Source organism: Enterobacter sp. C3_dUdeg (assembly GCF_057536195.1).
Genome location: NZ_BAAKFX010000001.1, coordinates 248,658 through 261,526 on the forward strand (window position 1 = coordinate 248,658; position 12,869 = coordinate 261,526).

A 12,869-nucleotide genomic window follows, 5' to 3' on the forward strand; every position below is an offset into this window, starting at 1 on the left:
GTTTAGTCAGCTAACACAGCGGAAAAATGGAGGAAATATGGAAGACTGTCAGGAATGGTCTGAATGGAGGTAAACGCAAAACGGCAACATCCGTTGCCGTTTTTGGTGTTTTCTCCCTCTCCCTGTGGGAGAGGGCACCAGACCGCACCGCAACAACGCTAGCTAAACATCACCTGCGCCCAGCGCGCCAGACCAGCGGTAACGGAGCCAAAGTCATCGCCACCGGCAATCGGAATGCCCGGCAGCTGTTCCGCCAGTGCTTTCTTGATCAGCGGCGAACGGGCGCTACCCCCGGTCAGGTAGATAACGTCCGGCTTCTCTTTACCGTTCTCCAGCGCCAGCTGCACCTGCTCCAGAATACGCTGCAGCGGCTGCGCGAGCGCCGCCTCCAGCCCGTCCTGCGAAATCGCGGTGGCCAGTTCGTCGCTGATAAACGGCAAGGAAACCGCATGCTCAGCGCGGTCGGAAAGGGCAATTTTGCTCTCTTCGGCAGTGCGCACCACGCGATAGCTCAGGCGCTGACGCCACACTTTATACAGCAGGGCGACTTTTTCGGCGTCCTGCGCGTCGCGCACCAGATCGTTAAGGAAGCGGCCGTTTGCGGTGCTGTAAAAATCACTTTGCGCAGGCACGTCGTTGATGGCAATCGCGTTCCACCACGGCAGGATCGGCAGGGCGATGCCTTTTTCCGTCTGACCGCCCATGCCGAGCAGCGGCATCAGACTCTTGAATGCCAGCGCGATATCGAGATCGTTACCGCCTACGCGGCAGCCGCTGTGCCCGAGCAGGCTATTTTCACGATCGCGTCGGTTATGCCACTGCGGCCCCATCAGCAGCAGCGAGCAGTCCGTGGTGCCCCCGCCGATATCCACGACTAATACGCGCTTCTCTTCCGTCAGCGTGGCTTCAAAATCCAGCCCCGCGGCAACCGGCTCGTACTGGAACACCACGTCGCGGAAGCCTGCCCGGTGCGCCGCGCGTTCAAGGATCCCCTGCGCCTGCTGGTTGGCCTCGTCGCCGCCCAGCCCCTGGAAGTTGATTGGTCGACCAATAACCGCCTGGGTAATCGCATCGGAGACCTGCGTCTGTGCCTGATTGCGAATATGCAGCATCATCGCGCACACCAGGTCTTCGAACATCGCCACCTGCTGCGGCTTCAGCCCGCTGGCGCCGAGGAAGGATTTTGGCGACTTAACGAAGTAGACCTCTTCCGGGTCTTCAATGTAGTGCCCGAGCGAAGAGAGGCCGAACTGCACGCTGGACGGCGAAACGTCGATGTCTTCCTCGCGGTTAAAGCTGACCGCCCGGCGCAGCAGCGCCTGGGTCTCCGCCGCCGTGGCCGGAACCTGATGGTGGCGGAACAGCCATTCGCTTACCGCTTCACGCGTCGGCGCGCAGAGCATTGAGGGCAGCAGCGTGCTCTCTTTTTCCATTTTCAGGAGCTGTGGCTGCCCGTTTTGCATAATCGCAACCGAGCAATTTGCCGTACCGTAGTCGAATCCAATAAACACGATTAATCCCCATGCCAGTGAGAAGGGGCGAGACTTTAACGAAATGTCCGCATGGCGACAACAGGAATATGAAAGCAAGGCGAAACAGGACCTTTCCGTTTATGCTGTGGAGAACCCAAAAGGAGAGACGATGTACACCCTGAACTGGCAACCCCCTTACGACTGGCAGTGGATGTTTGGCTTTCTCGGCGCGCGTGCGGTGACGGGCATTGAAACCGTCACGCACGACTACTACGAGCGCAGTTTTGCCTGCGAAGGGTATCAGGGGATATTTCGCGTGACGCCGGATATCGCTACCCATACGCTGAACGTGACGCTCAGTCCGGGGTTAATCCCGGTTGCGCAGACGTGCCTTGAACGCATCGAACGCCTGTTCGATCTCACCTGTAACCCGCAGCACATTGCGGATACGCTGGGCGATCTCGGCGCTGCCCGGCCAGGCTTGCGTTTGCCGGGGGCGATGGATGCGTACGAGCAGGGCGTCCGGGCGATCCTCGGGCAGCTGGTGAGCGTGGCGATGGCGGCGAAACTGACGTCGCGCGTGGTGGCGCTGTGCGGTGAGCCGATCGCGGATTGTCCGGGGTATCTCTGTTTCCCCACGCCGGACGCGCTGGCGGCAGCGGACCCGCTGGCGATGAAAGCGTTGGGCATGCCGGTAAAACGCGCGGAGTCGTTAATTCACCTGGCGCAGTCGGTCATCGACGGGACGTTTCCGCTTTTCCCACCCGAGAATATTGAGGCCGGGATGAAGGCGCTACAGCAGCGGCCGGGGATAGGGCGCTGGACGGCAAACTACCTGGCCCTGCGCGGCTGGCAGGCGAAAGATGTCTTTCTGCCTGATGATTATCTGATTAAGCAACGCTTTGCCGGGATGACGCCCGCGCAGATTCGGCGTTATGCCGAACGCTGGCAGCCGTGGCGCTCTTACGCGCTGCTGCATATCTGGTATACCGACGGCTGGACGCCGTCAGTTGATGGCGAAATAGCTGGTGTTGAGCAGTAGATCCAGCGGCTGCGGCTCGGCGATGGTGTCGCCATAGATGAAATCAATGCCGATGCCGGAGAGCGTATCCATCATGATGGGCTGATTGCACGGGCCCGCGATGGTTTTCATCCCCAGACGCTGGGCGTGGCCCTGCACAATGGTCACCATCATCTCATCCATCAGGTTGCCATACACGTTGCTTACCACCTCTGCGTCCAGCATCAGATAGTCGGCCATATTGGCGGTCAGGTGGGTGAAGACGTTCATGTCGCGGCCTACCTGGCTGAAGATCACGCGGCAGCCCGCCTGGCGAAGCTTTTGCAGACTCCGCTGCAGGTTTTTATCCGGGCTACACACCACGTCGGCAGAGATAACCAGATGCAGGAGACGACCCGGCATCGGGCTTTTATCCAGCAGGTCGAGAAGCTCATCGACCAGCGTTACGCTGGCTAAACCGGCCTCAGAAAGCGGCAGCGCCACCCCCATGCCTTTACTGGCGACCTGTGCGGCAGAGGCGCGGAAAAACTCATTAAAAATACGTCTGTCGAGGGCGTGCAAAAGCTCAGGCTCGGCCAGACCCGAGCGGAAGGCATGCTCTTCCTGGACTTCGCCCTGGCTGGTCCACAGGCGTAACGACAGCAGCCAGAAATTACTGCTTTCCGGGATACGCGGGGAAGCGACGCTGCGGGCGATCATCATCAGGTGATTGTCTTTAATCATGTGCCACTGTTCATCAAGCGACATCATGCTGCGCGTGTTGTGATCCCGCTCCTGCTGGGGTTCGTAAACCGTCACCATGCCGCGCCCGCTGTTTTTCGAGGCATAACAGGCTATATCCGCCTGCGACATCACCTCCGACGCCTGATGGTTATTTTCATCAATCAGCGTGATGCCTGCGCTGGCGCCGATCCGGTGCAGGCGGCCTTCCCACATAAAGTGATAGTCATTGATCGTGTGGATCAGGCGCCCGGCGATATAGCGCGCGCTTTCAATATTGCAGTCCGGCAGCAGTAACCCGAACTCATCTCCGCCCAGACGCGCCAGCACGTCGCTGGAGCGGAGCATGGTCAACATTAGGGAAGAGAGTTCCCGCAGCAGGGCATCGCCCGCCGCATGGCCTGCCGTATCGTTGACGGCTTTGAAGCGATCGAGATCGATAAAGACCAGAGCATGACGCTGGCGCGTTTCGCGAACGGTCTGCAGGAGGCGTTTAAGATGATTTTCGAAGCTGACCCGGTTTGCCAGATGGGTCAGGGCATCGTGGGAGGCGCTGTAGCTCAGCTGACGCAGCATTTTGCGCGACTCGGTCACGTCCTGAATCACGATAACCGAGCCAATATTCTGCCCGTCCAGCGTGCTGAGCGGCGTAATGCTGTAGTGAATATCAAAATTCCCGCCGGTCCGGCAGTTCAGCACCACGTCCTGATCGATATCGGAACGGGACATATCGCCGCTGTGAATATTCTCCATCAGCGGCCCTTTTTCACCAAAGGTGATGTGCAACACCTTGAGGATCGGCTGGCCGATAGCCTCGGTCTGCAGCCAGCCGCTCATTTTCTCGGCCACCGGGTTCATGAAGGTGACATTCATGTTGATATCGGTGCACAGCACCGCTTCACCGATGGAGTCGAGGGTGATGTGCAGACGCTCTTTTTCCTGGAAGAGGGCCTCGTTGAGCTGCTTCACCTCGGTCATGTCCATGTTGATCCCGAGCAGCCGTTCGACTTCACCCTGCTTATTGAGCACCCGGTTCGCCAGGGAGCGAATGTGGCGCACGCCTTCCTTCACGCGAATGCGGAATTCCAGCTTAAACGGCAGACGGGAAATCAGCGAGTCCCGCAGCACCTGCTCAGCGTGGGCACGATCTTCCGGCAGCATCGTGTCATGCCAGAGCTGCCAGGTAGGCTTGATGTGCGGCGGAATTTCATACAGCTCAAACATCCGCTTGTCCCAGCTGATAATATCTGGCTCCAGATCCCACTCCCAGATGCCGATGCCGCCCGCTTCGTTAGCCAGCGTAATGCGCTCCATCAGGCGTTTGTTGACCCACTCGGTCTGCTTCAGGTCGTTAATATCTTCAATCTGGGCGATAAAATAGAGCGGCGAGCCGTCGGCATGGCGCACGACGGAGACGGCAAGGAGTGCCCAGACCACTTCCCCGTCGCGAGTGTAATAGCGCTTCTCAAGGGTATAGGTATTGATGTCGCCGTTGACCAGCTGTTCGAGCTGTTCCAGGTCGGTGTGCAGATCTTCCGGCCAGGTGAGCTGCTGGAAGGTCAGCGACTGGAGCTCCGTCTGGCTGTAACCGAGGAAATTGCACAGCGCCTTGTTAGCCTGCAGCCATTTGCCCTCAATGCTGACCAGCGCCATACCGATGGCGGAATACTCCATCGCATTGCGGAAACGCTCCTCGCTTTCGGTGATGTGTTTGCGCTCAGCGCGGAAGGCGTACATCACCATGGTCATCACGTTGGCAGGCAGGAGCAGCATCAGGAACGGCAGCCAGGGGGCGTTCAGCATCGCCCCGACGTGCTGGGTTGTCAGCGCCACAGGATTTCGGGCAATCATCAGCGACACAACCATCACGGTAACCAGAAACACCAGGAACGCTTCCATTCGCGGCAAGCGCACGGCGCTCCACATAAGCAAAACGATAACGCAGGTGAAAGGCCACGGCAGCCAGGTGATGGCTGCCCAGCTGAGGGCCAGCGTTACGGCCAGCGTGGTCAGGGTTTCCAGCAGCAGTCTCGGGTCACGGTGGCGCAGCAGATAATGCGGTTTAAACAACAGCCCCAACGGTACCACCGCCAGCGCGCCGATGGCTTCGGACAGCACCCAGACGAAGAAATTACGCAGGGGTTCAGGGCCGGGAGCCAGCAGGGATACCAGCAAGCCGCCCACCAGCGGCGGGATCACCGCGCTGCCGATGGCCACGCGGATCCAGTCATTCAGATTCTGCAGCGGGTTGTACCACGGGAGCAATTTGCGCAGCAATAGCGCACCGGTAAAGGCTTCAACCACGTTAATCGAGGTGTAGGTGAGGCTTATCGATCCCCACGAAAACAGCATCCAGGTGGCCAGAATATTGCCGAACGAACAGGCCAGGGCAATTCCCGGCCACATTTTTCCTGCATGGCGATAAAACGCCACCATCATAATGGCGGTGGGGAACCAGAGCGGGGCCAGCAGGGTGCCGAACCGGGTAAGCTCCAGGGAAAATAAGGTAAAGATAAAGGTGACCAGGCCCAGACAGACAAGTCGTATTAAAGGATGTGGGGTGGTAACCAAAACCCGCTGGTATTGTTTATTCATTACCGCTTTATCCAGAGACGCCATGCCGTCAGGGAAGATGTCCGAACGCGTGAATTTGATAATTTGGTTTATGCTAGTACAAACAATTTACAATTCATATGGTGACCGCTCAGAATTTGACACCACAGACTTATTAAATAGAGGCTCCGTGAAAAAAAAAACGGTTAAACGCTGAAAAAACGTTCATTTAAATTTCACTCAGGGAATAAGACGTCACTTTTCGGCCAGTCTCGCAGAACCTGTGCTTTCGACTGGTATCACGCCCGCGAAATCCCTATAATTGCCGCGTTTGACGCTCCGGCGTCGTCCTTCCTTAACATCCAGGTTAATCAGGTCGCTAAATTTATGACTGATAAGTCTCATCAATGCGTCATTATAGGCATCGCCGGCGCATCGGCTTCAGGTAAAAGTCTAATTGCCAGTACGCTTTATCGCGAACTGCGTGAACAAGTAGGTGATGAGCATATCGGCGTCATTCCCGAAGACAGCTATTACAAAGATCAATCCCATCTGTCGATGGAAGAACGCGTCAAAACCAACTATGACCACCCAAATGCAATGGATCACAGCTTGCTGTTCCAGCATTTAGAAGCGCTTAAGAGCGGCCAGGCCATTGAACTGCCCGTTTACAGTTACGTAGAACACACCCGCACCCGGGAAACCATCCGCATCGAGCCGAAAAAGGTCATTATCCTTGAAGGGATCCTGCTGCTGACCGACGCCCGCCTGCGTGAATCCATGAACTTCTCGATTTTCGTCGATACCCCGCTGGATATCTGCCTGATGCGCCGCATCAAGCGTGACGTGAATGAACGCGGCCGTTCGATGGACTCCGTCATGGCGCAATATCAGAAAACGGTCCGCCCGATGTTCCTGCAGTTTATTGAGCCATCCAAACAATACGCCGATATCATCGTGCCGCGCGGGGGTAAAAACCGCATTGCTATTGATATCTTAAAAGCGAAAATCAGCCAGTTTTTTGAATAACCCGCGTGAATTGTGTACCGTTCAGAGATAACCTGGTTTTACCCTGAGCGCTTACCGCCTCAGGGTACGATGCATGAAAGGAGAAAGTGGCATGCGTCTTTGCGATCGCGATATTGAAGCCTGGCTGGATGAAGGCCGTTTGTCTATTACCCCGCGCCCACCCGTTGAGCGTATCAATGGCGTGACCGTTGATGTCCGCTTGGGGAATAAATTCCGCACCTTTAGTGGCCACACTGCGCCGTTCATTGACCTCAGCGGGCCGAAGGACGAAGTCAGCGCCGCGCTCGATCGCGTGATGAGTGACGAAATCGTAATTGATGAAGGCGAAGCTTTTTATCTGCATCCGGGTGAACTGGCCCTGGCGGTGACGTTTGAATCCGTCACCCTGCCTCCGGACCTGGTCGGCTGGCTTGATGGCCGTTCTTCGCTGGCGCGACTGGGGCTGATGGTTCACGTGACCGCGCACCGTATCGATCCAGGCTGGTCGGGGCGTATCGTGCTGGAATTCTTCAATGCCGGTAAATTGCCGCTGGCGCTGCGTCCGGGCATGATGATCGGCGCGTTGAGCTTTGAACCGCTGTCAGGCCCGGCAGATCGTCCTTATAACCGTCGGCAGGACGCAAAATATCGCGACCAGCAGGGCGCGGTTGCCAGCCGTATTGATAAAGACTGATCGTTAGTCCATTGAGGATGCCATGAGAAGAGTTCTGACGACGCTGATGATTTTGCTGGTGGTGCTGGTGGCTGGTCTTTCGGCGTTGGTTCTGCTGGTTAACCCCAACGATTTCCGCGCTTACATGGTGCGGCAGGTCGAGGCGCGCAGTGGTTATCAACTGAAGCTTGACGGGCCGCTGCGCTGGCACGTCTGGCCGCAGCTCAGCATTCTCTCTGGCCGCATGTCGCTCACGGCACCGGGGGCGTCCCAGCCGCTGGTGTCCGCAGACAACATGCGTCTCGATGTGGCGCTGATCCCGCTCATTTCCCATCAGCTGCAGGTTAAGCAGGTGATGCTGAAAGGCGCGGTGATTCAGCTCACCCCGCAAACCGAAGCCGTGCGTGATGCCAGTGCGCCGGTTGCGCCGCGCGAAAATACTCTGCCCGATGAACCGTCCGATACCGGCTGGTCCTTTGATATCGGCAAGCTGAAAGTTGCCGACAGCGTGTTGGTTTTCCAGCATGAGCACCAGGAGCAGGTGACCATTCGCAACATTAACCTGCAGATGGAACAGGATGCTCACCATCTTGCGTCGCTGGAATTTAGCGGGCGCGTGAACCGCGATCAGCGCGATTTGACCCTGTCGCTGAATGCTAATGTGAACGCCTCGGACTACCCGCATCAGCTCACGGCCGACATCCAGCAGCTGAACTGGCAGCTGACGGGTGCCGATCTCCCCACCCAGGGAATAACCGGGCAGGGAACGCTGCAGGCCGTGTGGCGCGAAGAGCAAAAGCAGCTCGAGCTGGATAATCTCAACCTGCAGGCAAATGACAGTAGCCTGAAGGGGCAGGCGAGCGTCACGCTCGAAGAGAAGCCGAAGTGGGTGCTGAATCTGCAGTTTGACAAGCTCAATCTGGAAAACCTGCTGCCGCCTCTGCCGGCCAGCGCCACGAACAACGATGCCACCCAGACGGGGCAAAGCCAGGCACCGGCATCACGTCCGGTTATCTCGTCTAATCTCGATCAGCCTGACTATAACGCGCTGCGCGGATTCACGGCGGATATTCTGCTGAAAGCCAATAGCCTGCGCTGGCGCGGCATTGATTTTACCGACGTGAGCAGCCAGATGTTTAACCATAACGGTTTGCTGGTGATCTCCGAACTGAGCGGGAAGATGGGCGCAGGAAACCTCTCGCTGCCCGGCACGCTGGACGTCCGTAAAGACGTTGCCAGCGCCGAATTCCAGCCGCGTCTCGATAACGTTGAGATAGGCACCATCCTGAACGCGTTTAACTATCCGATATCCCTGACGGGGCAGTTGACGCTCGCGGGTGACTTCTCAGGCACGAAAATTGATGCCGATGCTTTCCGCCGCGAGTGGCAGGGGCAGGCGCATCTTGATCTGAAGAATTCCCGTATGGAAGGGCTTAACTTCCAGCAGCTGGTGCAACAGGCGGTTGAGCGCAGCAGCGATGTAAAAGCCCAGGATAACTACGACAGCGCCACGCGCCTCGACAGCTTCACCGCGGACCTGACGCTGGACAACGGACAACTTACTCTCAACGGAATGCAGGGCGCCTCTTCACTTTTATCAATGACCGGTGAAGGTAAGCTGGATCTGGTGAAAGAGACGGCGGATACGCGCTTTAACGTGCGGGTACTTTCCGGCTGGCAGGGTGAAAGCAAGCTCATCGACTTCCTGAAAGAGACGCCGGTCCCGCTGACCGTATACGGCAAATGGCAGGCCCTGAATTACAGCCTGCAGGTGGATCAGATCCTGCGCAAGCATCTGCAGGATGAAGCGAAACGTCGGCTTAGCGGCTGGGCGGATCGTAATAAAGATTCACAGGACGGTAAGGATGTGAAGAAGCTGCTGGATAAGCTTTGATGTCCGTTGCGCCGGGTGGCGTTGCGGCCTGATGCCCTCACCCCGGCCCTCTCCCACGGGAGAGGGAGCAAACACTAAAAACGGCAACCGGGTTGCCGTTTTGTTTTACCTAAACCTCAAAATCCAGCTCTTCCTCATCCCGCAGCGGAATGAGCTGAACCTTCTGCACGCGATGGTTTTCAATCTGCAGCGTTTTGAGCCGATAGTCGCCCACCTGAACCTCTTCTCCCGGCTGCGGGATACGCTGCAAATACTCCATCAGCAGGCCGGCAATGGTGTGATATTCCCGTTTTTCATCCAGCGGCAGCGGCACGTATTGCACCAGGTCTTCCAGCGGCATGTGGCCGTTAGCCGTCCACGACCCGTCTGCGTTTTTCTGAATGTCATGGCGGGCGTCAATCTCATCCACCTCGTTAGGCAGATTACCGGCAATGGTTTCCATGACGTCGCTGAGCGTGACCAGCCCTTCCACCGAACCAAACTCATCCACCACAAAGGCAAAGTGCGTGCGCGCGTTACGGAATTGCTCAAGGGCGGAAAGCAGCGGTAGTCCCTCAGGGAAGACCAGCGGCTGGCGCACCAGAACGCGCAGGTTGAGCGCCTCGCCGTGAAGCTGCTGCTGGAGCAGGTCAATAACGTGCACCACGCCCAGCAGCTCCTCTTCCTCTTCACCGCCGGTCACCACCACGCGGGTGTGCTGGTTTTTATCCAGCAGGGCGCGAATGTGCTCTTCTGGTGCCGTCAGGTCGATATGCTCAATGTCGTGCCGCGAGGTCATGATGCTGCTGACCGTCCGCTGATTCAGATTAAGCACCCGCTCGATCATACGTCGTTCCTGCGGGTCGAAGATCAGCCCGTCGCTGTGATCGGCCAGCATGGCAGAGGATTCTGCATCCAGCTCCGCATCCTCTTTCTTACCGCTTAGCAGGCGCATAACCGTGTCGGCCGTGCGCTGACGCAGGGTCTGATTCGCGGACAGGAAGCGGCGGCGGTTAAATATCGCCAGCTGATTAAGCGCTTCAATCATGACGGAGAAGCCGATGGCGGCGTACAGGTAACCTTTCGGAATATGGAAGCCAAAACCATCGGCCACCAGGCTAAAGCCAATCATCAGCAGGAAGCTCAGGCAGAGGATCACGATAGTCGGGTGACTGTTCACAAAGCGGGTCAGCGCCTTGCTGGCCATGACCATCAGCGTGATGGCAATGATCACCGCGGCCATCATCACCGCAAGGTGGTCGACCATCCCGACGGCGGTGATCACCGAGTCGAGGGAGAAGACCGCATCCAGTACCACGATTTGCGCCACTACCGGCCAGAATTTCGCTCCGCGGCGCTGGGTTGGATTCTCGCTGTCTTTGCCCTCCAGCCGCTCGTTGAGCTCCACCGTGGCTTTGAACAGCAGGAACAACCCGCCGAAGAGCATGATCAGATCGCGGGCGCTGAAACTCAGGCCGTGAATGGAGAACAGAGGCTGAGTGAGCGTCACCAGCCAGGAGATAGAGGCCAGCAGCAGTAAACGCATCACCATCGCCAGCATCAGACCCGTCACGCGCGCGCGGTCGCGCTGGGAAGGGGGCAGTTTTTCAGCGAGGATGGCGATAAAGACCAGATTATCAATCCCGAGCACCAGCTCGATGACGACCAGCGTAACCAGCCCGGCCCAGATTGAGGGATCGGCAATCCATTCCATAGTAATAGCAATACCTTCTGTTATATGACAAATGTCACACTTCGATCATGGATAAAGCTGGGGGAAATTGCAATGCCGGTCTGAGATTTCTCTTAATACGACGGGTAAAAAAGAGAGCATTCTCAATAGGGTGTAAATAAGCGAAATACGTATATTTCATTACAAGGAATGCATTTTAGGATATATCGCAGGTGATGATTTTTACTCTCATTTTGTCAATATAAAGAAATTCCTAAAAGGTCAAAAATTTGCTCTTAATATTAATCTTAAAAACCGATATTAGGACGGTTGTCTCCTTGCCTGCTATTAGGTTAGCTGCAACAATTCTCCCAGCATCAAATGTTAAATCTCGGTGTTGCTATTAATGTTCGGTCTTCAGGGATGGTTATTCATTATCCGTCGGGTTTCTCAAGCGACTGATATATTTCCAGAAGACCTTGCTCAAGAGGGTGTCTATCCATAACACATTGTTTAGTCAGTGGATTGGTAACTGAAAGCCAAGGGCGGTAGCGTGCCTGAAAGCGTGTGAATCAGCCTCGATTATTCTGTCAATAGCCAATGGATGAATAAGCTTTTTTTAGGACTGATGCCAGTTATATTTCTATTTGATTAACTGCATGCTGAAACCCAATACGACTCGAGCTTATTTAAATTGCACAGGATAATTACTCTGCCAAAGTGATAAATAATCAATGATGAAATCCAAAATGAAATTGATGCCATTATTGGTGTCTGTGACCTTGATGAGTGGTTGCACGGTCTTTCCCGGCAGCAATATGTCAACAATGGGTAAGGATGTGATCAAGCAACAGGATGCCGATTTTGATCTCGACAAAATGGTGAATGTTTATCCGCTTACGCCTCGTCTGGTCGAACAATTACGTCCACGTCCGAATGTTGCCCAGCCGAATATGTCGCTGGACCAGGAAATTGCGTCCTACCAGTACCGCGTGGGGCCGGGTGACGTGATCAACGTGACCGTCTGGGACCACCCTGAACTGACCACGCCAGCGGGCCAGTACCGTAGCTCAAGCGACACCGGTAACTGGGTGCAGTCAGATGGCACCATGTTCTATCCCTACATTGGTAAAGTCCATGTTGCAGGGAAAACGCTTGCCGAGATCCGTAGTGATATTACCGGCCGCTTAGCGCAGTACATCGCCGATCCGCAGGTGGACGTTAATATCGCCGCATTCCGCTCGCAAAAAGCCTATATCTCCGGCCAGGTGAACAAATCCGGCCAGCAGGCCATCACCAACGTTCCTCTGACCGTCCTGGATGCCATCAACGCCGCAGGCGGGTTAACCGACGGCGCCGACTGGCGCAACGTGGTGCTCACCCACAACGGGAAGGAGCAGCGCATTTCGCTGCAGGCGCTGATGCAAAACGGCGATCTGACCCAGAACCGCCTGCTCTATCCGGGCGACATTCTCTACGTGCCGCGCAATGACGATCTGAAAGTCTTCGTGATGGGTGAAGTGAAGAAACAGAGCACCCTCAAAATGGACTTCAGCGGTATGACGCTGACCGAAGCGCTGGGCAATGCTGAAGGTATCGATCTGACGACCTCTAACGCGACCGGTATCTTCGTTATCCGTCCGCTGAAAGGTGAGGGCAGTGCGAAAGGCAAGATTGCCAACATCTACCAGCTGGATATGTCCGATGCGACCTCTCTGGTGATGGCAACGGAGTTCCGTCTCCAGCCATACGATGTGGTGTATGTCACCACCGCGCCGGTTGCCCGCTGGAACCGTCTGATCAACCAGTTGCTGCCAACCATCAGTGGCGTTCGCTACATGACGGATACGGCGCGCGACATTCATACCTGGTAATCC

Annotated in this window: 8 protein-coding genes; 5 read left to right on the forward strand and 3 right to left on the reverse strand. The window is 56.3% G+C overall.

Annotated features, from left to right (window positions below; translation table 11 throughout):
- Positions 1-158: 158 nt before the first annotated feature.
- Positions 159-1,511, reverse strand: a complete 1,353-nt coding sequence (yegD, locus tag AC27FC_RS01100) for a molecular chaperone (protein WP_196354900.1) — start codon at positions 1,509-1,511, stop codon at positions 159-161.
- A gap of 130 nt (positions 1,512-1,641) precedes the next feature.
- Between yegD and alkA the strand changes: the two genes are divergently transcribed.
- Complete coding sequence (gene alkA, locus AC27FC_RS01105) at positions 1,642-2,514, forward strand: DNA-3-methyladenine glycosylase 2 (RefSeq protein WP_087823003.1); 873 nt, start codon at positions 1,642-1,644, stop codon at positions 2,512-2,514.
- Here alkA and AC27FC_RS01110 read toward each other — a convergent pair.
- Complete coding sequence (locus tag AC27FC_RS01110; RefSeq protein WP_039263258.1) at positions 2,479-5,808, reverse strand: diguanylate cyclase; 3,330 nt, start codon at positions 5,806-5,808, stop codon at positions 2,479-2,481. The genes alkA and AC27FC_RS01110 overlap by 36 nt on opposite strands.
- A 345-nt stretch (positions 5,809-6,153) precedes the next feature.
- On the opposite strand from AC27FC_RS01110, the gene udk reads away from it, so the two are divergent.
- From udk to asmA, 3 genes are all read left to right on the forward strand, one after another.
- Positions 6,154-6,795, forward strand: coding sequence for a uridine kinase (gene udk, locus AC27FC_RS01115; protein WP_033145985.1), 642 nt, complete (start codon positions 6,154-6,156; stop codon positions 6,793-6,795).
- A 91-nt stretch (positions 6,796-6,886) separates the two neighbouring features.
- Positions 6,887-7,468, forward strand: a complete 582-nt coding sequence (dcd, locus tag AC27FC_RS01120; RefSeq protein WP_023312408.1) for a dCTP deaminase — start codon at positions 6,887-6,889, stop codon at positions 7,466-7,468.
- Positions 7,469-7,490: 22 nt separating this feature from the next.
- A complete protein-coding gene (gene asmA, locus AC27FC_RS01125; RefSeq protein WP_196354899.1) occupies positions 7,491-9,341 on the forward strand; it encodes an outer membrane assembly protein AsmA in 1,851 nt (616 codons plus the stop codon).
- Between the two features lie 109 nt (positions 9,342-9,450).
- Here asmA and AC27FC_RS01130 read toward each other — a convergent pair whose 3' ends face one another.
- The gene (locus AC27FC_RS01130) at positions 9,451-11,034 is read right to left on the reverse strand and encodes a TerC family protein (RefSeq protein ID WP_196354898.1); all 1,584 of its coding nucleotides are present in this window, start codon (positions 11,032-11,034) and stop codon (positions 9,451-9,453) included.
- A gap of 692 nt (positions 11,035-11,726) precedes the next feature.
- Here AC27FC_RS01130 and AC27FC_RS01135 point away from each other — a divergent pair.
- On the forward strand, positions 11,727-12,866 hold the full coding sequence (locus AC27FC_RS01135) for a polysaccharide export protein (RefSeq protein WP_014170829.1): 1,140 nt from the start codon (positions 11,727-11,729) through the stop codon (positions 12,864-12,866).
- Positions 12,867-12,869 lie beyond the last annotated feature (3 nt).